This is a genomic window from Sphingomonas sp. Leaf5, assembly GCF_001421155.1.
Classification (GTDB): domain Bacteria; phylum Pseudomonadota; class Alphaproteobacteria; order Sphingomonadales; family Sphingomonadaceae; genus Sphingomonas.
In genome coordinates this window covers 190,862-211,032 of sequence record NZ_LMJZ01000024.1, presented here as the reverse complement: position 1 = coordinate 211,032, position 20,171 = coordinate 190,862, and the positions used below count along the sequence as shown (strand labels likewise).

At 66.6% G+C, this 20,171-nt stretch carries 17 protein-coding genes; 8 read left to right on the top strand and 9 right to left on the bottom strand.

What is annotated here, in order from left to right; all coding sequences use genetic code 11:
- Window positions 1-221, top strand: a 221-nt coding sequence (locus ASE50_RS19580) for a hypothetical protein (protein WP_235512417.1), incomplete at its 5' end; no start/stop codon positions are given.
- A 63-nt stretch (window positions 222-284) separates the two neighbouring features.
- Here the strand turns inward: ASE50_RS19580 and ASE50_RS17195 are convergent.
- The 7 genes from ASE50_RS17195 to dapA all read right to left on the bottom strand — a co-directional run bounded on the left by ASE50_RS17195 (window position 285) and on the right by dapA (window position 10,476).
- The gene (locus ASE50_RS17195) at window positions 285-638 is read right to left on the bottom strand and encodes a response regulator (RefSeq protein ID WP_056403449.1); all 354 of its coding nucleotides are present in this window, start codon (window positions 636-638) and stop codon (window positions 285-287) included.
- Window positions 639-693: 55 nt separating this feature from the next.
- Window positions 694-3,081 carry a PAS domain-containing sensor histidine kinase gene (locus ASE50_RS17190; protein WP_056403446.1) on the bottom strand — a complete coding sequence of 796 codons (2,388 nt, stop codon included), beginning with the start codon at window positions 3,079-3,081 and terminating at the stop codon, window positions 694-696.
- A 297-nt stretch (window positions 3,082-3,378) separates the two neighbouring features.
- Window positions 3,379-5,445: a M13 family metallopeptidase gene (locus ASE50_RS17185; RefSeq protein WP_056403521.1), complete on the bottom strand. Its 2,067-nt coding sequence runs from the start codon at window positions 5,443-5,445 to the stop codon at window positions 3,379-3,381.
- Window positions 5,446-5,672: 227 nt separating this feature from the next.
- Window positions 5,673-6,170 (bottom strand): DUF2062 domain-containing protein, encoded by a 498-nt coding sequence (locus ASE50_RS17180; protein ID WP_056403516.1) that lies wholly within the window; start codon window positions 6,168-6,170, stop codon window positions 5,673-5,675.
- Window positions 6,171-6,246: 76 nt separating this feature from the next.
- The gene (smpB, locus tag ASE50_RS17175) at window positions 6,247-6,729 is read right to left on the bottom strand and encodes an SsrA-binding protein SmpB (protein ID WP_055759935.1); all 483 of its coding nucleotides are present in this window, start codon (window positions 6,727-6,729) and stop codon (window positions 6,247-6,249) included.
- Between the two features lie 184 nt (window positions 6,730-6,913).
- Window positions 6,914-9,526 carry an ATP-binding protein gene (locus tag ASE50_RS17170; protein WP_082439095.1) on the bottom strand — a complete coding sequence of 871 codons (2,613 nt, stop codon included), beginning with the start codon at window positions 9,524-9,526 and terminating at the stop codon, window positions 6,914-6,916.
- A gap of 65 nt (window positions 9,527-9,591) precedes the next feature.
- Window positions 9,592-10,476 carry a 4-hydroxy-tetrahydrodipicolinate synthase gene (dapA, locus tag ASE50_RS17165; protein ID WP_056403442.1) on the bottom strand — a complete coding sequence of 295 codons (885 nt, stop codon included), beginning with the start codon at window positions 10,474-10,476 and terminating at the stop codon, window positions 9,592-9,594.
- Between the two features lie 78 nt (window positions 10,477-10,554).
- Here dapA and ASE50_RS17160 point away from each other — a divergent pair, with 78 nt between their 5' ends.
- The 3 genes from ASE50_RS17160 to ASE50_RS17150 all read left to right on the top strand — a co-directional run bounded on the left by ASE50_RS17160 (window position 10,555) and on the right by ASE50_RS17150 (window position 14,124).
- Window positions 10,555-12,594, top strand: a complete 2,040-nt coding sequence (locus ASE50_RS17160) for a lytic transglycosylase domain-containing protein (RefSeq protein WP_056403439.1) — start codon at window positions 10,555-10,557, stop codon at window positions 12,592-12,594.
- The gene (gene greB / locus ASE50_RS17155) at window positions 12,591-13,073 is read left to right on the top strand and encodes a transcription elongation factor GreB (protein ID WP_056403437.1); all 483 of its coding nucleotides are present in this window, start codon (window positions 12,591-12,593) and stop codon (window positions 13,071-13,073) included. The genes ASE50_RS17160 and greB overlap by 4 nt, the downstream gene beginning before the upstream one ends.
- 274 nt (window positions 13,074-13,347) lie before the next feature.
- On the top strand, window positions 13,348-14,124 hold the full coding sequence (locus ASE50_RS17150) for an NYN domain-containing protein (RefSeq protein WP_056403434.1): 777 nt from the start codon (window positions 13,348-13,350) through the stop codon (window positions 14,122-14,124).
- Between the two features lie 337 nt (window positions 14,125-14,461).
- Here the strand turns inward: ASE50_RS17150 and ASE50_RS17145 are convergent, their stop codons facing one another.
- Together ASE50_RS17145 and ettA are read right to left on the bottom strand one after the other, a co-directional pair.
- On the bottom strand, window positions 14,462-14,815 hold the full coding sequence (locus ASE50_RS17145) for a hypothetical protein (protein ID WP_156347518.1): 354 nt from the start codon (window positions 14,813-14,815) through the stop codon (window positions 14,462-14,464).
- A gap of 10 nt (window positions 14,816-14,825) precedes the next feature.
- Window positions 14,826-16,505: an energy-dependent translational throttle protein EttA gene (gene ettA, locus ASE50_RS17140; protein ID WP_056403428.1), complete on the bottom strand. Its 1,680-nt coding sequence runs from the start codon at window positions 16,503-16,505 to the stop codon at window positions 14,826-14,828.
- A 268-nt stretch (window positions 16,506-16,773) separates the two neighbouring features.
- On the opposite strand from ettA, the gene ASE50_RS17135 reads away from it, so the two are divergent.
- From ASE50_RS17135 to ASE50_RS17120, 4 genes are all read left to right on the top strand, one after another.
- Window positions 16,774-18,132: a M20/M25/M40 family metallo-hydrolase gene (locus tag ASE50_RS17135; RefSeq protein ID WP_056403425.1), complete on the top strand. Its 1,359-nt coding sequence runs from the start codon at window positions 16,774-16,776 to the stop codon at window positions 18,130-18,132.
- Between the two features lie 142 nt (window positions 18,133-18,274).
- Window positions 18,275-18,520, top strand: coding sequence for a hypothetical protein (locus ASE50_RS17130; protein WP_055999903.1), 246 nt, complete (start codon window positions 18,275-18,277; stop codon window positions 18,518-18,520).
- 281 nt (window positions 18,521-18,801) lie between these two features.
- Window positions 18,802-19,275: a nuclear transport factor 2 family protein gene (locus tag ASE50_RS17125; RefSeq protein WP_056403422.1), complete on the top strand. Its 474-nt coding sequence runs from the start codon at window positions 18,802-18,804 to the stop codon at window positions 19,273-19,275.
- Between the two features lie 38 nt (window positions 19,276-19,313).
- The gene (locus ASE50_RS17120) at window positions 19,314-20,141 is read left to right on the top strand and encodes a hypothetical protein (protein ID WP_056403419.1); all 828 of its coding nucleotides are present in this window, start codon (window positions 19,314-19,316) and stop codon (window positions 20,139-20,141) included.
- The last annotated feature ends 30 nt before the right edge of the window (window positions 20,142-20,171 follow it).

The following is a 20,171-nucleotide window of genomic DNA, read 5'->3' as shown; positions in this document are numbered from 1 at the left end:
TCGATCCGCTCGTCAAGGCTGAACTGCCTGTAATCTCGTCCCATCGCGCTGCCACCTTATCGATGGTGCACTTCTTTCGTGAACTCAGCGAATCCATAGACGCCGACGGTTCGGCTCGATCCGCGACGCTGGCGTATATAGACTCCCGTCTGCGCGGAAGTGACGAAAGGAGATGGAGCGTCATTCGTGCGCCCAGCGAACTGAATGTCGATTGGCCCTAGCGACGGAGCAAGGTTCGAAGCAGTTCCGGCCGGCAAAACGCACAACCGCGCATTTTCAGACAATTACGCGAGGTCGTTCAGCGCCTTCTCGACCGCGTCCATCGTGAACGGCTTCGACAGCACCGGACGGTCGCGGTGCGCGGCCTCGATCATGTCGCCCGACCCGCCGGTTGCCAGCACGAAGGGAATACCCGCCGCCGCCAGCCGGTCCGCGACCGGCCAGCTCTTCTCCCCGGCGCGCAGATGCACGTCGAGGATCACCGCATCGATGCCGCCGCGATCGACGGCCGCCAGTGCCGCGCCGACATTGTCGGCAGTACCGGTGACGGTTCGACCGAGCAGATCGAGGAAATCCTCAAGCATCATGGCGATCAGGGGTTCATCCTCAACGACGAGGATCCGGGCGGGCGAAGTCATATGCGCGGTCCTTAGCGGTCAAAGCGGGAACACCGCAACAGGATTCCACGTACCATCAGGTGTTCGACAGCGCGTCGCGCGCCGCCGTGGCGAGTTGCTGGACCGAAAACGGCTTGGGCAGGAACGAAACTTGATCCAGATCAATCGATCGACGCAGCTGCTCTTCGGCGTAGCCCGACATGAACAGGATCGGCAAGGTCGGATAGACTTTGCGTACGTGGCCGACCATCGTCGGACCATCCATCGTCGGCATGACCACGTCGGAAATGAGCAGGTCGATATGCGGCCGGTCGGCGAGCAGTTCGAGCGCGACCTCGCCATTTTCGGCGGTCATCACGGTATAGCCCTGTCGGGTGAGCGCACGTTCGGCGATGGCGCGGACCATGTCCTCGTCCTCGACCAGCAGGATCGTGCCCGACCCCCATGCCGGCGCGGTCGGTTCGGTCTTGAGCTTCGGGTTGGTGCCAAGGCGCGGCGGTTCGGCGGCGGCGGCATGGACCGGCAGGTGGATGACGAAGGTCGCGCCGCGCCCGGCACGCGATTCGGCAAAGATATAGCCGCCCGACTGTTTGATGATGCCATAGACGGTCGACAGGCCGAGGCCGGTCCCCTTGCCCACTTCCTTGGTGGTGAAGAAGGGTTCGAAGATCTTCGGCAGGATTTCGGGTGGGATGCCGGTGCCGGTGTCGGACACCTTCATCGTCACATAATCGCCGATCGGCAGGACGTCGTCGTCCATAGCGCGGACTTCCTGCGCGCTGGTCGCCAGTGTTTCGATGGTCAGCACGTTGCGGTTGCCGCCCTGCGACAGCATCGCGTCGCGGGCATTGACCGCGAGGTTGACGACGACCTGTTCGAGCTGCCCCGGATCGGCGCGCACCGACCCCAGACCGCGCCCGTGATTGACGACCAGTTGCACCGTCTCCCCCAGCAGCCGCTTGAGCAGGTTCGAGACTTCGGAAATGACGTCGGGCAGCTGCAAGACCTGCGGGCGCAGCGTCTGCTGGCGCGAGAAGGCGAGCAGCTGGCGGGTCAGGCTGGCGGCGCGGTTCGAATTGGCGCGGATCTGCTGGATATCGTCATAATCGCTGTCGCCGGGCGAATGGCGCATCAGCATCAGGTCGCAATGGCCGATGATCGCGGTCAGGATGTTGTTGAAATCATGCGCGACACCGCCGGCGAGCTGGCCGACCGCCTGCATCTTGGTCGCCTGTGCCACCTGCCGCTTGAGCTTGCCCTCCTCGCCCGTATCGCGCAGCGACAGGACGACGGCGGCCTCGCCCAGCCCGCGCGCACCGGCAATGGTCAGCGCGATCGGTTCGTCGGAACGATCGGCCAGCCGGACCGCCATGTCGGCATTGTGCTGCGCGCCACCAGCGAACCGGCGGACGGCATCGGCCAGCGCGGCCTTGTCCTCACGCACCACCAGATCGCCCGGATAGAGTGGCGGCGCGACCGGATTGACGCCGGTCGCGCGGATGAAAGCGTCGTTCATGTGCAGGAAGCGCCCGTCGCGATCGACCAGCGCCATGCCGACCGGCAACAGCGACACGAGCGCGCGCACCTGCCCCGCCGATCCCGGCGCGGCGATCGGCATCAGCCCGACCGGCGCCTCCTCCTCGTCGAGCAACGCCACCAGCATCGGCCCGGCAGGATCGTCGGTAATCGGGACCTGTACGATGCGCAGCGGATCGCCGCCCAGCCCCTCGCGTTCGAAGCGCACCCGACCGCGATGGTCGGTGACGAGGAACCGCGCGAAATCGCGGCCCTCGATCGCGGCGTCCTCATTGCCGACGGCACGGGCGCGGAACACGCGGTTGGCAGCGCGGATCCGGCCATCGGGGCTGAGCAGCGCGAGCATCACGCCGGCGACGCCCAGCCGGTCGCCGGCGGTGCCCGCAATCATGTTGCGCATCGTCATCGCCTCGGCAATGACCTGCCCGCCTTCGAACTGCCAGACGAGCATGTTGTCGCCGGCGCGGCTGAGCGTCACGTTGAGCGGGGCATCGCCCTGCCGCACCGTCGCCCGCGCCTCGCCGTCGCGCCATGCCGACCGGGCGGCCCCGGCCAGCGTGTTGGCATCGACCCCGTCGCCCAGCACGCCCGGCGGCGTCGGATATCCTCCGAACATCGTCGCGAACCGGTCATTGGCGCTGACCAGCCGCCCGGCGCGGTCGGTCACCCCCAGCGCGAGCGGACAGGTGGCGGCGATCGCCTGCACCAGCGACCAGTCGACGCTGGGCTCGACAGGTTCGCGGGTGTCGGTCCAGTGCAGCACCGCCTGCGCCACGCCGGCCAGCACCACCGCCGCCGCGGCGAAGCCGGTCGCTACGGCCACGCTGCCGATCAGCCACAGGACGATGGCACCCGCAACGACCCCGGCGGCAAGCGCGGTGATCAGCGGCAGGACCGGCGACGGGCCAGCGGAAAATTTCGGCAGCATGGTTAGGCTGTTGGGGTGGTTGGCCCCCGCACGTCAAGCGTTGTGGCCGCGATCCGTCGCAGGGCCACGGGTGCTATTGGCTACGTGGCGGGGGCAGGAATGATCCGGGGATCTTTCCAGACTGGGCCGAACCCCGCGAGAGTATGGCATTCTGTGGGGATCGGCATTCGGCAAACCGGCATTTACCGTCACCCCGGGTCAAGCCCGGGGTGACGCGTAACGTGGCCAGCGCCACGAAGCAGGATGGGTAGATGAAGCGCACGACGCCCCGCCAGCGGATGCCGGCGGGGCATCGCATCACCAGATGCGGACGCGCTGTTCGGGGGGGAGGAACAGATATTCGCCCGCCGCCGGCTTGTAGCCCGAATACCACGGGTCGAGATTGCGGACGACCCATGCGCGCTGTTCGGACGGGCTGTGCGGATCAGTCAGCAGCCGCTGGCGCAGATTCGCCTCGCGATAGCTGCGCCGCCACACCTGTGCCCAGCCGAGATAGAAACGCTGTTCGGGCGTGAATCCGTCGATCGCCTTCTGCTCGCCCGGATAGGCATGGGAATAGGCATCCCATGCCGCGGTCAGCCCGGCCAGATCGGCGATATTTTCGCCCAGCGTCAACTCGCCCTTCACATGCATGCCGGGCAACGGTTCATAGGCGTCATACTGTTTGACCAGTGCGGCGGTGCGTTCGTCGAACCGCTTCACGTCCTCGGCGGTCCACCAGTCGGTCAGGCTGCCGTTGACGTCGTATTTGCGACCCTGATCGTCGAAATGGTGGCTAATTTCGTGCCCGATCACCGCGCCGATCGCGCCGTAATTGATCGCCGGATCGGCGTTGGGATCGAAGAAGGGCGGCTGCAGGATCGCGGCGGGGAACACGATCTCGTTCATGACCGGATTCGCATAGGCGTTCACCGTCATCGGCGTCATGAACCATTCCCATTTCTGGATCGGCTTGCCGAGATGCTGGACGTTGTAACGCTGCTGCCACTGGTTCGCGCGGACCATGTTGCCCAACGCGTCGCCGGGCGTAATCGTCAGGTCGCTCATGTCGCGCCACTGGTCGGGATAACCGATCTTGGGCGTGAACGCGGCCAGCTTGGCGCGCGCCTTCGCCTTGGTCTCGGGTGCCATCCAGTCGAGGTTATCGATCCGGCGGCCCATCGCCTCGGTCACGTTGCGGACCAGTTCGTCCGCCGCCGCCTTGGTCGCGGGCGGGAAGAATTTCGCGACATAGGCCTTGCTGACATCGTCGGCGACCGCCTCCGACGTGAAGTCGACCGCACGCTTCCACCGTTCCTCCTGCTGCGGCGTGCCCGACAGGACGGTGCCGTAGAAGGCGAAATTCTCGGCATCGAACGCCTTGGGCAGCACGCTCGCAAAATTGTCGAGCGAGCGGAGCAGCAACTGGTCCTTCAGCACGCCGATCGGGGCCGCGCCGATCACCCTGGCCATGCCGGTGAACGCGGTCGGCTGGGCGACGATCACATCGGGGGTGCTGGCACCGAGGGTGCGGAAATAGGTCGCGAAGTCGAACCCCGGCGCTTTGCGCTGGAGCTCGGCGACGGTCATCTTGTTATAGGTCTTGTTCGCGTCGCGGCTTTCGATCCGGGTCCAGTGCGCGCGGGCAATCTTCGTTTCGAAGTCGACGACCGCCTTGGCCCGCGCCGCTGCATTCGATTCACCCGCCAGCGTCAGCACCTTGGCGAGATGCGCTTCATACGCTTTGCGCGTTTCGACCAGCTTGGCGTCGGTCGACAGATAGTAATCGCGGTCGGGCAGGCCGATGCCGCCTTGTGCGCTCTGCAACGCATAGACCTGCGGCTGCTTGTCGTCGGGACCGACATAGGCACCGAACGGCCCGCCGACGCCGATCTGCGATGCCTTCGCCGCCAGCGCGGCATAGCCGGCCTTGGACGACAGGCCCTTGATCTCGGTCAGCCAGGGCTGGATCGGGGCCAGTCCCTTCGCCTCGATCGCGTCGCTGTCGAGGAAGGTCGCATAGGCGACACCGATCTTGGAGTTGGGATCGCCCTTCGCCGCATCGAGCAGCTCGCGGGTCCGCATCTTCGACAAGTCGTCGAGCGCGGTGAACATGCCGTAGCTCGACTTGTCGGCGGGGATCGGCGTGATCTTTTCCCACGTGCCGTTGGCATATTTGTAGAAATTGTCGCCCGGCTTCACCGCGCGGTCCATGCCGGCGACGTCGAAGCCGAAGTCGCCGATTTCGGGCCTGGGTGCCGGCGCAGGCTCGGCCATGGCGGTCGCGGGGGCCGGGGTCGCCGTCTCGACGGGCGTCCGCGTAATCGAGCAGGCCGACAGGGCGGAAGCCGCGAGCAAGGTGGTCAGGACGAAACTACGCCGCATCATATGCCTCTTCGTATCGGGTGATACGGTCATGCTGCACCCCGGCATATCGATCGTCAATATCTGGTTTGACCCAAAAGGCCCTCTGCGTCCTTTCCCTCTCCGTTTGCTTCGAGCGCAGGTTCGAGCTTGTCGAGAACCGTAGTCGAGAAGGGGTTGCCCCAAACACAGGGTTCTCGACGGACGCTTCTCGACAAGCTCGAAGCTGCTCGAACCGAACGGAGAGGCTATAGGGAAGCCCGCGCCCCATGCCCCCGCCGCTTCCACTTGGTGGCGATCCACCACCGCCAACCGAGCGCCGCGACCGCATAGCCCAGCACCGCGCCGACCACCGAGCACACGACCATGCCGAGCGCGGTCGCCGGGCCGACCTCCGCCACCAGCCATTCGAGCCAGCCCGGCGGCGTGGAAACGGCGTCGCCGATCGGCCGGCCCGGCACCACCCGGTCGAGGTGGAGCAGCCATGCCCCGACCTTGTAATAGAGAATGAACAGCAGCGGCGTGGTGATCGGGTTGGTGAAGAAAGTGGTCAGCGCCGCCGCCGGCACATTGGCGCGAAGCGGCAGCGCGAGGACCGCCGACGCCGGAATCTGACCAAGTGGGATCAGGATGCCGGTGAACATACCGAGCGCCACGCCGCGCGGGACCGAGCGGCGGGTGAATCGCCATAATTCGGGCGCGAGGACACGGTGCGCGACCGGCCGCAGGAAGCGGTTGGCCTCCATCGATTCGCGCGTCGGCAGGTTCGCGCGGACCCAGCGGAGCGCACGGCTGCCCAGCCCCCGGGCGTCGCCAGCGGGATCAGCCACGGTCGCGGAGCAACCTTCCCTGTTCACGCTTCCAGTCCCGTTCCTTGATGTGCTCGCGCTTGTCGTGGGTCTTGCGACCCTTGGCCAGTGCCAGTTCGACCTTCGCCCGCCCCTTGCCGTTGAAATACACCGATAGCGCGATCAGCGTCATGCCGTCGCGCGCCACCGCGCCGTGCATCTTGTTTATCTCACGTTCGTGAAGCAGCAGTTTACGCGGGCGACGCGGTTCGTGATTGAAGCGGTTGCCGTGGCTGAATTCGGGGACGTTGGAGTTGATGAGCCACACCTGTCCGTCGCGGACGTCGGCATAGCTTTCGGCAATCGACCCCTCGCCGAAACGCAACGCTTTCACTTCGGTGCCGGTCAGGGCGATCCCGGCCTCGTACACGGTGTCGATCTCGTAATCGAACCGCGCGCGGCGGTTTTCGGCGACGGTCTTTTTCTTGTCGAACAGCTGGGGACGCGGACGGCTCATGCGCGGGACATAGGAGGTCAGGGGGCGCAGGGGAAGCGCCGGCCGCAAAGTCCTCCCCGCCCCGCGGGGAGGGGGACCGCCGCGTAGCGGTGGTGGAGGGGGGTGGCGGCGCACCGCAGCGTTGCGTGTGCGGACCGCCCCCTCCACCAGCTTCGCTGGTCCCCCTCCCCGTGCCGGGGAGGACTTACGCGTCCAGCGCTTCCCGGACCTTCCTTGCCAGTTCGTCGACGTCGAACGGCTTGGGCAGCAACCGCGTCCCCGGATCGAGCACGCCGTTATGCACCACGGCGTTGCGGGTATAGCCGGTGGTGTAGAGCACGCGCAGTCCGGGGAACATGGTCAGCGCACGGTCGGCGAGCTCGCGCCCGGTCATGCGCGGCATCACCACGTCGGTGAACAGCAGGGTCACCTGCAACCCGTTTTCGAGCATCTCGACCGCCTCGAACCCGTCCGACGCATGGAAGACGGTGTAGCCGAGATCGCGCAGCACCTCGACCGAGAAGCTGCGGACGCGCATCTCGTCCTCGACCACCAGGATCGATTCATGCGCGCCGCCGCCACGCACCGGGCCGGTGGTCAGGCGGGGGGTCGGGGTCGGCGTCTCGCCATAGAAGCGCGGCAGATAGAGGCGAACCGTCGTGCCGACATCGGGCTCGCTATAGATGCGGACATGCCCGCGCGATTGACGGACGAAGCCGAACACCTGGCTGAGCCCCAGCCCGGTGCCACGCCCGACCGGTTTGGTGGTGAAAAACGGGTCGAATGCCTTGGCCAGCACGGCGGGTGCCATGCCGGTGCCGGTATCGCTGACCGCGATCAGCACATATTGGCCGGCCGCCATGTCCGCCTCGCGCGCATAATCGTCGCCGACATGGGCATTGGCAGTCTCGATCGTCAGCCGCCCGCCCTCGGGCATCGCGTCGCGGGCGTTGACGGCGAGATTGACGATCGCATTTTCGAGCTGCCCGCGATCGGCCTCGGCCCGCCACAGTCCCGCACCGAGCACCGTTTCGACCGCTATGCGTTCGCCCAGCGTCCGCGCGAGCAGGTCGGTCAGGTCGGCGATCAGGCGGTTGCCCTCGACCGGTTCGGGCGACAGCGGCGACTGGCGCGAAAAGGCGAGCAGCCGCTGGGTCAGCGCGGCGGCACGGGTCGCACCGTCCTTCGCCGCCTCGACGTAGCGGCCGACATCGTGGCGGCCGCTGGCCAGCCGCCGGTCGATCATGTTGAGGCCACCGATCACTACCGCCAGCATATTGTTGAAATCATGCGCGATGCCGCCGGTCAGCTGGCCGACGGCCTCCATCTTCTGCAACTGGCGCACCTGCGTTTCGGCGGCGGCGCGGGCGGAGGCGGCGTCGTGGAGTTCGGTCGCGACGCGTTCGAGCTGCGCGCCCTGTCGCCCGACCTTCGCCTCCAGCCGCAGCAGCGCATCGGCGCGCTGGATCGTGACCCAGCTGATCTCCGCCACTTCCTGCACCAGCGCGATTTCGCCCGGCAGCCAGTGGCGGGGTTCGGCATGACCGATGATGAGCAACCCTTCGAGCCGCCCGTCGCGCCGCAGCGGTACGGCAAGGCCCGACTTCGCGCTGTAGCTGGCGACGGTATCGGGTTCGAACCGGTCGTCCTGTACAAAGGCGTCGGACACCACCGTCCGGCCGGCGCGCAGCAGCGACGTGTTGCTCCGGCCCATCCGGTCGATCGAATGATCGCCGATCAGCGGCGGCAGCGCGCCGTCGTTCCACCCGGCGATGTAACGGACGCGATTCTCCCCGACCCGCGCGAAGCAGACGCGGTGGACGTCGAGCCGTTCGCCGAGCGCCCGGGCGGTGAACCGCATGATCGTTTCGGGATCGGTCGCCGCGCGCTGACGGGCGCTGAGTGACAGGACGAACTCGCGCTCGACCTTCGCCGCCAGCGCCGCCAGCTCGGCCTGTTTGCGGTCGTCAATGTCGTAGCTGACGCCAGGGAAATGGGCGGGGCGGCCTTCGTCGTCGAAGCTGCACCGGCCCTGCGCCGAGACCCAGCGGCTGGTCCCGTCGGCACGCACCACGCGATATTCGGCGATGAAGGTGCCGTCGCCCGCCGGGTCCATCGCCACCGCGATCTGCTCTTGCGCTCGTGGCAGATCGTCGGGGTGGATCGCGGCGAAGAAGGTGCCGATCGGCGCCCCCGCCTCCGCCACCGCCGGATCGACGCCGTAGAGCAAGGCGAAGCGCGAATCGGCGCGGACGACGTCGCCCTGCACGTCCCAGTCCCATGCGCCGATATGGCGGCCCGCCGACAATGCCTGTTGCAATCGTTCGTCGGCGGCGGCGCGCTCGCGCTCGGCCACGACGCGGGCGGTCGTCTCACCGGTGACGCACAGCAGGCCTGCGACCCGGCCTTCATCGTCGAAGGCGGGGGAATAGGTGAAGCTCCACCAGCTGTCCTCGGGCTCGCCGGTGCGGGCGAGGTCGAGCTTCATGTCGGTCGCGGTGACGCTGCCGCCGGCCATCGTCTGCTCGACCAGCGGCAGCAATTCGTCCCAGATGTTCGACCAGACGATGTCGAACCGCTCGCCCAGCGCGCCGTCGATCCGAATGCCCAGCAGCGGTCGATAGGCATCGTTATAGAAACAGCGCAGTTCCGGCCCCCATGCGAGGAACATCGGCGTGGGGCAGGACAGCATCATCGCCAGCAGCGAGCGGAGCGACACCGGCCATGATTCGATCGGGCCGAGCGACGTGCACGACCAGTCATGGGCAGCGATCTCGCGACCAGTAATGGTTTGCTGCGACAGGTGTCCGTTAGGCATATGGCCGACGTTTTACGAGCGGCGTGGTGCCGCCGCAAGAACGTGTGTCGACCCGCGACGGCAATTCAGCCGACCAGCCCGGCATGGTCGAGCGCGGCATCGACCGCCGCCCGCGATGCCGCCGACGGGGGCGTCATCGGCAGGCGCAGGTCGGTGGGGAAGCCCGGCCGGACCCGGCCCAGCGCGTATTTGACCGGCCCCGGCGACGCATCGCTGAACAGCGCGGCGTGCAGCGGATACAGCCGGTCCTGAATCGTCAGTGCCCGGCCATAATCGCCCGTCGCGCAGGCGTCCTGAAACTCGGCGCACATCGCCGGTGCGACATTCGCGGTGACCGAGATCGCACCGACCCCGCCCATCGCGTTGAAGGCGAGCGCCATGTCGTCATTGCCCGACAGTTGCGCGAAACCGGTGCCGCAGCGGGCGCGATGTTCGGACACGCGCGCCATCTGTCCGGTCGCGTCCTTGATCCCGACCACGACGTCCGGGAACGCCTTCACGATGCGCTCGACCGTCTCGATATTGATGTCGGTGATGGTGCGGCCGGGGACGTTGTAAAGGACGATCGGCAGGCCGCCAGCCTGCGCCAGCACCTCGAAATGGCAGAACACCCCCTCCTGATTGGGGCGATTGTAGTAGGGGGGAACGAGCAGCGCGGCGGCGGCACCCGCTGCCTTGGCGGCATGGATATGGTGCAGCGCGACCGCGGTGTCGTTCGATCCGCAACCGGCGATCACCGGCACGCGCCCGGCGGCCTGATCGACGCAGACGCGCACGACATGGTCATGCTCCTCGATCGTCATCGTCGCCGCCTCGCCGGTGGTGCCGCACGGGACCAGCGCGCTCGATCCGCTTTCCACCTGCCAGTCGACCAGCGCGCGGAACGAGGCTTCGTCGAACGTGCCATCCGCAAACGGCGTGACGAGCGCCGGGATCGAGCCGGAAAACATGGTGGTTGCGCTCCGTGGACAGGGATTCGGGCCGAAAAGGTGGCGACAGATAGGGCGCGCTTCCATATCATGTCCAGTATGCTGACCACCGTGTTCAAGAGCGCGTTCCTGCTCACCGGCGTCGCGAGCGCCGCCATGGCCACCGGGCTGTTCCAGACCGCGCCGCAGATGCCACCGCCCGCCAACCCCCTGCCCCGCGCGCAACCGGCCATGCCGGTCGCCCAGCCGATGGTGCAGCCGCTGCCCGCATCGGTCCCCTATGATCCGATTCAGCCGGTACTGTCCGAATGGAAACGCCTGCAGCAATCGGACAATTATCCCTTTGCCGACTATGCCCGGTTCCTGCTGGCGCATCCGGGCTTTCCGGGCGAGACCAGCCGTCGCGCGGCGGCCGAAACGGTGCTGCCCGATGGTGGACAGGATGCGGCGACGGTGTTGCGCTTCTTCACCCGCTTCCCGCCGCGCACCGCCGCCGGGCAGTTGCGCTATGCCGAGGCGTTGGCGGCAAGCGGTCGCCTGCCCGAGGCGCAGATGGCGGCACGGGCGGCGTGGCGGCGCGGCGTATTGCGCCCCGCCGACGAGGCACAGTTGCTCGGCCGGTTCGCCGGCGCGCTGGCGCCTGCCGATCACGATGCGCGGATGGACAGGCTGTTGTGGCAGGGGGCGACGACCGCCGGCCTGCGGCAGGTCGGCTATGTCTCGGCAGCGATGCGCCCGACGTTCGACGCGCGCATGGCGTTCCGCACCAATGCCGCCGACGCCAGCGTCCGCGCCGAACAACCGGGCGTCGACCGCGCCGATCCGGGCTATATCGCCGATCGCGCCAGTTGGCTGCGCGGATCGGGCCAGTCGGGGGCGGCACGCGCCTATCTGGCGCAGCCGCGCCGGTTGTCGCGAAGCCCCGGCGATGTCGAGGAATGGCTCGAAGTCCTGCTGACCAACGCGCGCGCGGCGCAGGCGGACGGGCAGTATGATCTTGCCTATCGCATCGCGTCGCAGATCGACGATGCGTTTCCGGCGGGCACGGTCGTCGCCGATGCCGGCTATGGCGAGCGCGACGACTATACCAGCCTTGCGTGGCTGGCCGGCACCGTCGCGCTCCAGCAGCTGAACCGGCCGAGCGATGCGACCGGCATGTTCGCGCGCTATTCCAGCGGATCGCGCACGCCGACCGTGCGGACCAAGGGCTATTACTGGGCGGGCCGCGCGGCAGAGGCGGCGGGCGACCGGCCGACCGCCGATCGCTGGTATGCGCAGGCCGCCGATCTGGGCGACCTGTTCTATGGCCAGTTGGCGAGCGAACGGATCGGCCGTCCGCTCCGCGCGCCGCCAGCGACCGCCGTTGCGGCGGCGGTACCGGCCGATCTTCGCGCCGCCTACATGAATGGCGAAATCGCGCGGGCCGTCCGCTATCTGGGCCGCACCGGTCAATATGCCGACCAGAGCCTGTTCATCCGTAAGATCGCCGAGGATGCGCGCAGCGACACCGACCATGCACTGGCGGTCGAACTGGCCAAGACGATCGACCGCCCCGATCTGGCGGTGATGGTCGGGCGCAGCGCGCTGCTGAACGGGCACAGCGACTATACGCTGGCGGGCTATCCGTCGGTGCCGGTCGGCGGGCCGCAACAGGACCAGTTCACGCTGATCCACGCCATCGCCCGACAGGAAAGCCAGTTCGACCGCACCGCCGTCAGCCGCGCCGGTGCGCGCGGGTTGATGCAGTTGATGCCGGGCACCGCGCGCGAGACCGCGACCAAGCTGGGCCTGACCTATAGCCCGACCGCGCTCAACGACCCGGCGTTCAACATGGCGTTGGGGTCGAGCTATATTCAGCGGATGCTCGATTATTATGGCGGCAGCTATCCGCTGGCGATCGCCGCGTACAATGCCGGACCGGGCAATGTGAACAAGTTCCTGCGCGCCAATGGCGACCCGCGCACGCCGGGCGTCGACATGGTCGAATGGATCGAGAAGATTCCGCTGTCCGAAACGCGCGGCTATGTGCAGCGGGTGCTCGAAAACGCCGTCGTCTATGACCTGATCCATACCGACAAGGCGCGGTCGCGCGGGCCGAACAATCTGAGCTGGTATCTGGGGAAGAATAGACCGGGATGAACGAACCGCGTCCGAACTATATCACCGCGGCGGGCTATGCCGTGTTGAAGGCCGAATACGACCAGTTGCTGGGCAGCGAGCGACCGAAGCTGGTCGACGTCATCGCATGGGCCGCCGGCAATGGCGACCGGTCGGAAAATGGCGACTATATCTATGGTCGCAAACGGCTGCGCGAGATCGACCGGCGGCTGGGGTTCCTCGCCAAGCGGATGAAGGCGGCACGGGTCGTCGACCCCGCCGCCCAGACCGAACGCGGGCGGGCCTGGTTCGGCGCGACGGTCACGATCGCCGACGAGGACGACAACCACCGCACGTTGGAACTGGTCGGCGACGACGAAGCCGATGCCGGCCGTGGGCGGATTGGCTGGAATTCACCGATGGCCCGCGCCCTGCGCGGAAGCGCCGTCGGCGACGTACGAACGGTGGTGCTGCCGGTCGGGGCCAAGGAGTATGAGGTGATGGCGATCGTCTATCCGTGAGGGTGGACTCCTGCCCCTTCGTCACCCCGGACTTGATCGGGACCTCTGCGGAAGTCGCGACCCGTCCCCCTGCCGTACCCCCGCGCAGGCGGGGGCCCAGGGTTCCAAGCGCAAACCGCTGTTCTGCTTGGCTCTGGACCCCCGCCTGCGCGGGGGTACGGTCAGTTTGCGGCTAAGATTACTATTTTCGCAGAGGTCTCGACTTGCTCCGGAGTGACAGGCGAGCGTTCGGCAGGCATGGCGGCGGGCGGGCAGCTGGGCTAGACCGTCGGCCATGATCCACCTCCCCCACCCCACCGGCAACGTCGCGTTGCTGATCGATGCCGACAATGCCGGTGCCGCCTATCTCGATTCGGTGCTGACGGTGCTGGCCGAGTTCGGCACGGTCAATGTCCGCCGCGCCTATGGCAATTGGGAAAAGCCGGGGCTGAAGAGCTGGAAGGCGCTGTTGATGCGCCACGGGATCGAGCCGTTCCAACAGTTCGACATTACCAAGGGCAAGAACGCGACCGACATGCGGATGACCATCGATGCGATGGACCTGTTGTTGCGCGGGCGGATCACCGGGTTCGGGATCATGTCGTCGGACAGCGATTTTATGCCGCTGGCGCAGCGCATCCGGCAGGAAGGGGTGCCGGTCTATGGCTTCGGCACCGACCGCACGCCCGAGGGCTTCCGCGAAAGCTGCACCCGGTTCATCGATGTCGGGTCTCTCGATGTCGAGGACGTCGCGAACATGCCGCTGCCACCGGCGATCGGCGGCGTGGCCGCGCCCGCCGCGACCCCGGCGGCCAAGCCGGCCCCCGCCCCGGCCCGCAAGCAGCAGAAGATCGACGCCGCGCTCGTGAAGCTGTTGTCCGACGCCTATGACGCGTCGAAGGTCGACAAGCGCGGCTTTGCCAGCCTGTCGGAAGTGGGGCAGCGCGCCGCCAACCGGTCGAGCTTCGATACGCGCAATTACGGGTTCAAACGCCTGTCGGACCTGATCGAGAAGGTGAAGGCGTTCGAGGTCGAGCGGCGCGATACCGGGGTGTTCGTGAAGCTGGTTTGAGGTCAACGCCTCACGATATCCGCTTGCTTCGAGGAGGTTCGAGCCTGTCGGGAACCGGAGGTCGAGAAGGCGGTGCCGCTACCCACAACCCCGTTCGTGCGGAGTAGGGGCTGAGCGAAGTCGAAGATCCGTATCGAAGCACCCGTGGCGGTCCTTCGATACGCCATTTCGACACGCTCTATGGCTACGCAGGACGAACGGTGGGATGCGTTGAACGAGATTCTCGACGGTCGGTTCTCGACAAGCGCGAACCGGCTCGAAGCAAACGGGAGCGGTGAGGCGAACGGGCATGCCCCGGCCGGCCCCTGAACCCCTTCGGGCGACGGCATCGAAAGCACTATGCGGGCCCCGGCCGGGCGTCCTCGAACGCCAGCGTACCGCCCAGTTGCCGGGTCAGGCTGTTCACCATCCGCATGCCGAGGCTGGTCGGCCGCGACGCGGTCGGGTCCAGCCCCTTCGGGTAGCCCCGATCCGCGACCGTCATCGTCAGGGAGCCATCGGCGCACCGCGTTTCGATCCGCACCGGACTGGTGCCCTCGCCACAGGCATAGTTGACCGCGTTGGCTGCCCGCACGATGTCGTGGCTGCGCAGCGCAGTCCCGCCGAATTCGGCCGGAATCCGCTGCTGGTCGAGGCGGTAGCGGATCGCATCGGCGGGGTATTCCGACCCCGCCCCGTTTTCCTCGACCACCGGCAAGGGTTCAGCGCGTCAGCTTCTTGTATGCCAGACGGGTCGGACGATCGGCGGCATCGCCCATGCGGCGGCGCTTGTCGGCCTCATAGGCTTCGAAATTACCCTCGAACCATTCGACATGGCTGTCGCCTTCGAAGGCGAGGATGTGGGTGCACAGGCGATCGAGGAAGAAGCGGTCGTGGCTGATGACCACGGCACAGCCCGCGAACGATTCCAGCGCCTCTTCGAGCGCACGCAGCGTTTCGACGTCGAGGTCGTTGGTCGGTTCGTCGAGCAGCAGGACGTTGCCACCCTCCTTCAGCATCTTGGCGATGTGGACGCGGTTGCGCTCACCGCCCGACAGCTGGCCGACCTTCTTCTGCTGATCCTGCCCCTTGAAGTTGAACGCACCGACATAGGCGCGCGTGCCCAGTTCCTGCTTGCCGAAACGGAACACGTCGAGGCCGTCCGATACTTCTTCCCAGACATTCTTGTTGGGATCGAGGTCGTCGCGCGACTGGTCGACATAGCCGAGCTTCACCGTCTGCCCGACCTCGATCGTGCCACCATCGGGCTGTTCCTGCCCGGTGATGAGCTTGAACAGCGTCGACTTGCCGGCGCCGTTCGGACCGATCACGCCGACGATGCCACCCGGCGGCAGGTTGAAGTCGAGATTCTCGAACAACAGCTTGTCGCCATAGGCCTTGGTCAGTCCTTCGGCCTCGATCACCTTGCCGCCCAGGCGGTCGGGTATCTGGATCAGGATTTGCGCCTTGCCGACGACGCGATTTTCCTGGTTCTTGACCAGTTCGTCGAACGCGCGGATGCGGGCCTTGGACTTGGTCTGACGCGCCTTGGGCGTCTGCCGCATCCATGCCAGCTCGTCCTGGATCGCCTTGGCCTTGCCGGCTTCGTCGCGCTCTTCCTGTTCGAGCCGCTTGGCCTTCTTTTCCAGATAGCCCGAATAGTTCGATTCATAGGTGTAGTAGCGCCCGCGATCGAGTTCGAGCACCCAGTTCACGACATTGTCGAGGAAATAGCGGTCGTGCGTCACGAGGATGACGTTGCCGGTATATTCCTTCAGGTAATTTTCCAGCCAGCCGACGCTTTCGGCGTCGAGGTGGTTGGTCGGTTCGTCGAGCAGCAGGATCTGCGGCTTTTCCAGCAGCAGCTTGCACAGCGCGACGCGGCGCTTTTCACCGCCCGACAGGTTTTCGACCGATGCGTCGCCCGGTGGGCAGCGCAACGCCTCCATCGCGATTTCGAGCTGGTTGTCGAGGCTCCAGCCGTCGACCGCATCGATCTTCGCCTGCAGCTCGCCCATTTCCTCAAGCAGCTTGTCGAAATCGGTATCGTCCTGCGGATCGCCCATTTCGGCCGAGATGGCGTTGAAGCGGTCGACCAGATCGGCGACCGGACGAACCCCGTCCTTGACGTTCTCCATCACCGTCTTGGTGTTGTCGAGCTTGGGCTCCTGCGCCAGATAGCCGACCTTGATCCCCTCGGCGGCCCATGCCTCGCCGGTGAATTCGGTGTCCATCCCTGCCATGACCTTCATCAGCGTGGACTTGCCCGCGCCGTTCGGACCGATGATCGCGATCTTCGCGTCGGGCAGGAATTGCAGATGGATGTTGTTCAGCACCGGCTTGTTCGCGCCGGGGAAGGTCTTGGTCAGACCCTTCATCACATAGCTGTACTGTACGGCCATTGCCGAAGGCTCCGTTTCGAATGTCGGGATGGGGTATAGGCGTGTGCCGCGATGTAGCGACGGGCCGGTGACTTGGCAACGAGCGGCCAAAAGCTCCTCCCCGCCCGCGGGGAGGGTGGAGGGGGATCGCCGCGAACGCCACCATCGTGCAGGCGGGAAACCCCCTCCACCACCGCTGCGCGGCGGTCACCCTCCCCGCCCACGGGGAGGATTTGCGTTCTTCCAAGCTGACCGTATGGAACGGCACAGAACCAAAAAGGGGAACTCCATGCGCCGTCTGCTCTTAGCCGCCCTTGCCCTGCCCCTGCCCGCGTTCGCGCAGCCGATGGACGTCGCCACTCTGCGCGATGCAGCGCTGAACGACACCGTCGCATGGGACATTACCGAGGGGCTGACGACCGAGATCGGCCCGCGTCTTGCCGGCACCCCCGACGAGGCGCGCGCCCGCGACTGGGCGATGACGCGGCTGAAGGCATTGGGGTTCAGCAATGTCCACATCGAACCCTATCAGATGCCGGTTTGGGTCCGGGGCGAGGAACGGGCCGCGATCGTCAGCCCCTTCCCACAGCCCCTGGCGATCACCGCGCTCGGCAATTCGGGAGCGACGCCGGCGAAGGGACTGGAAGCGGAGATCGTCTATTTCCCGACGCTTGACGATCTGAAGGCGGCGCCGGCCGGTAGCCTGAATGGCAAGATCGCGTTCGTCAGCCACGCCATGGCCGCAACGCAGGACGGGTCGAGCTATGGCCCGTTCGGCGCGGTCCGTCGCGCCGGCCCGGCGATCGCTGCGCAGAAGGGGGCGGCGGCGATCGTCATCCGCTCGGTCGGCACCGATCATCATCGCAACCCGCATGCCGGCAGCACCAGCTTCCCCGCCGGTACGACGCCCATCCCGGCGGGCGCGCTGTCGGTGCCCGACGCCGAACAGCTCGAACGCGTGCTGAAGCGCGGACAGCCGGTCCGGTTGCGCCTGACGCTGACCCCGCGCCAGATCGGCATGCGCGAATCGGGCAATGTCATCGCGGAGGTTCCGGGCAGCGATCCGGCCGCCGGGATCGTCCTGATCGGCGGGCATCTCGACAGCTGGGATCTCGGCACCGGCGCGATCGACGATGCCGCAGGTCTGGGCATCACCACCGCCGCCGCCAAGCGGATCATGGACGCCGGCCGTCCGCGCCGCACGATCCGGGTCGTATGGTTCGGCGCGGAGGAAGTGGGCGGGGTCGGCGGCGCAGCCTATGCGAAGGCACATGCCGGCGACCGCCATGTTGTGGCCGCGGAGAGCGATTTCGGGGCCGACCGCATCTGGAAGTTCGACGTCGCCCTGCCCCCCGAATCGACCGCGATCGGAGACCGTCTGGCGACCGCGCTCGCTCCGCTCGGCATTACCCGCGGCACCGCCATCGCCGGGGACGGCACCGATATCGGGCCGACGCTGGCGCAAAATGTTGCGGCGGTCGATCTGGCCCAGTCGGGGCTGCGCTACTTCGATTTGCACCACACACCCGACGATACGCTGGACAAGGTCGACCCGGAACAATTGCGCCAAAACGTAGCGGCATGGACGGCGATGCTGGCCGTCGTTACCAACGCGCCGGAACCGATCGGACCGTTTCGTCGCAAGTGACCAACGGTTCACCATTGGTCGCAAAGCCGCATTCTTGCCACAATTGGCGATTGACGGCGGCGTGGAAGGCGCTATTGCGGCAACTTCGCGACGGCGGTGACGCCGGCCTCTCGCGAAATGGATTTCTCTGGGAGTTACCCTTATGAAGAAGATCATGCTCGTCGCCGCCGCAGCCGGCCTCCTCTCGGTCGCCGCTTGCAAGAACACCCCGACCGACAACGCCGCGGACGCAGCGTCGGACAACCTGGAAATGCTGGCCGACAACCTCGAAGCGCAGGCTGAGAACACGTCGAACGAAGCCGTTGCCGCCGACCTGATGAACGCTTCGGAAAACGCCGAAGACGCGTCGGACGCGATCGAGAATTCGGCCGAGCTGAACGGCATGTAATCCATGTTCCCGCGTCCTTCGGGGCACGGGAAACCGGATTTCGGAAAGGGCGCCCCCGGCAACGGTGGCGCCCTTTTTCGTGCGTGCAGAATCGTTACGCCGGCGATCCCACGATGGCACGAATAAGGCATTATTGCGGCCTGCCGGTCGCCGGCTTTCGGAAGGCCCGACCCGTCGCCGATGTCGCGGTACCGACCGGTACATCGCGATCTACTCCAAATAGATGACAGGCGGCGGCAGTGGATCGCGCTATGGTTTCCGCCATAGGCGGGAGGCGATCGGTGACCGGACATACGGGCAATTTTGGGAAATGGATCCTGCCGATGGCGGCGATCTTGCTGTTGGCGTCCCCCGCCCTCGCGCAACCGGCACCGGGGATCACCATGCCGCCCGAAATAGGTGCGGCCTATGGCCGGCTGGGCAATGCGATGATGGCACATGACGCCGCCGGGGTCAGGACCGTCTGGGCCGAGGATTTCGTGGTCAACGCGCCGAACAACGCCGTCCTGCGTCGCGAGGAGGTGATCGCGGCGATGGCACAGGACCTGATCGACTATCGCGATTTTCGCAAACATATCTCGCTGATCGACCGCAAGCCCGAGGTCACCGTAGTGATGGGGTATGATACCATGGTTCCGATCAAGGGACCGGGTGCCGGCAAGCAGGTGCTGCGCCCCTTCACCGATGTCTGGGCCAAGCGCAGTGGCGGATGGCAGCTTATCGCCCGGCAGGCGACGATCGCCGCAGCGCAGTAAGCCGGCACCGGCTCGGCGTCGCCACTTCGGGAGGTCTCATGCCCTATCGCCACGCGCACCGATGGTTGATCCTGTTGTTTCCGATGATCGCCCTCGCCTTCTGGCCCGGCTATTTCGGGCGATTGGGGACCGCGCCGTTCGCGCTGCATGCGCACGGCATCACCGCGACCGCATGGCTGGCGCTGCTGACCGCGCAAAGCTGGTCGATCGCCACCGGCCGCATCGCGTGGCACCGGGCAAGCGGCCTCGCCACGTTCGTCGTCCTGCCGCTGTTCGCTGCGGCAGGTCCGCTCGCGCTGCACAGCATGGCATCTTCGTGGCGGACCGATGCCGATCCATTCCACGCTGCCTATGGTGCCCGGTTGGCGATCGCCGACCTGATCGCCGGGGCGGCCGTGATCGCGATGGTCGCCTATGCGCTATGGCAGCGACGTCGGGTGGCGGTGCATGCGTCGGCGATGCTGGCAACGGCGCTGCTGGTGCTGCCGCCGATCCTCGGGCGGTTGCTGCCGGCGGTCCCCGGCTATCCGAGCGGCGGCGTGGCGGGGTTCGACGGATTTCACCTGTCGTTCGAACTCGCCAACCTCCTGACGCTGCTGATCGCGATCGTCCTTGCGATGCGCAGGGAGGCGCGCGGCGTCGGCTTTGCCTTTGCCGCGATCGCAACCGCCGCGCAGATGATCGCGTTCGAGACGATCGGCGATACCGACGCGTGGCACCGCTGCGCGATACTGCTGACCGATATGCCGCCGCTGCTGCTGGCAGTCGCCGCGATGCTGGCGAGCGGGGCGCTGCTATGGTGGGCATGGCATCTGGTCCCGCCCCGTACGACGATGCGGCGCGACGTTGCTCCTGCCGGTCTTTAGCGATCGATGATGCGCTCCCCTCACCGTCCG

Excerpts from the sequence above, each read along its gene's own strand:
- ASE50_RS17195 (WP_056403449.1), bottom strand. The coding sequence starts at position 638 with ATGACTTCGCCCGCCCGGATCCTCGTCGTTGAGGATGAACCCCTGATC.
- ASE50_RS17190 (WP_056403446.1), bottom strand. The coding sequence starts at position 3,081 with ATGCTGCCGAAATTTTCCGCTGGCCCGTCGCCGGTCCTGCCGCTGATC.
- ASE50_RS17185 (WP_056403521.1), bottom strand. The coding sequence starts at position 5,445 with ATGCGGCGTAGTTTCGTCCTGACCACCTTGCTCGCGGCTTCCGCCCTG.
- ASE50_RS17180 (WP_056403516.1), bottom strand. The coding sequence starts at position 6,170 with ATGGAGGCCAACCGCTTCCTGCGGCCGGTCGCGCACCGTGTCCTCGCG.
- smpB (WP_055759935.1), bottom strand. The coding sequence starts at position 6,729 with ATGAGCCGTCCGCGTCCCCAGCTGTTCGACAAGAAAAAGACCGTCGCC.
- ASE50_RS17170 (WP_082439095.1), bottom strand. The coding sequence starts at position 9,526 with ATGCCTAACGGACACCTGTCGCAGCAAACCATTACTGGTCGCGAGATC.
- dapA (WP_056403442.1), bottom strand. The coding sequence starts at position 10,476 with ATGTTTTCCGGCTCGATCCCGGCGCTCGTCACGCCGTTTGCGGATGGC.
- ASE50_RS17160 (WP_056403439.1), top strand. The coding sequence starts at position 10,555 with ATGCTGACCACCGTGTTCAAGAGCGCGTTCCTGCTCACCGGCGTCGCG.
- greB (WP_056403437.1), top strand. The coding sequence starts at position 12,591 with ATGAACGAACCGCGTCCGAACTATATCACCGCGGCGGGCTATGCCGTG.
- ASE50_RS17150 (WP_056403434.1), top strand. The coding sequence starts at position 13,348 with ATGATCCACCTCCCCCACCCCACCGGCAACGTCGCGTTGCTGATCGAT.
- ettA (WP_056403428.1), bottom strand. The coding sequence starts at position 16,505 with ATGGCCGTACAGTACAGCTATGTGATGAAGGGTCTGACCAAGACCTTC.
- ASE50_RS17135 (WP_056403425.1), top strand. The coding sequence starts at position 16,774 with ATGCGCCGTCTGCTCTTAGCCGCCCTTGCCCTGCCCCTGCCCGCGTTC.
- ASE50_RS17130 (WP_055999903.1), top strand. The coding sequence starts at position 18,275 with ATGAAGAAGATCATGCTCGTCGCCGCCGCAGCCGGCCTCCTCTCGGTC.
- ASE50_RS17120 (WP_056403419.1), top strand. The coding sequence starts at position 19,314 with ATGCCCTATCGCCACGCGCACCGATGGTTGATCCTGTTGTTTCCGATG.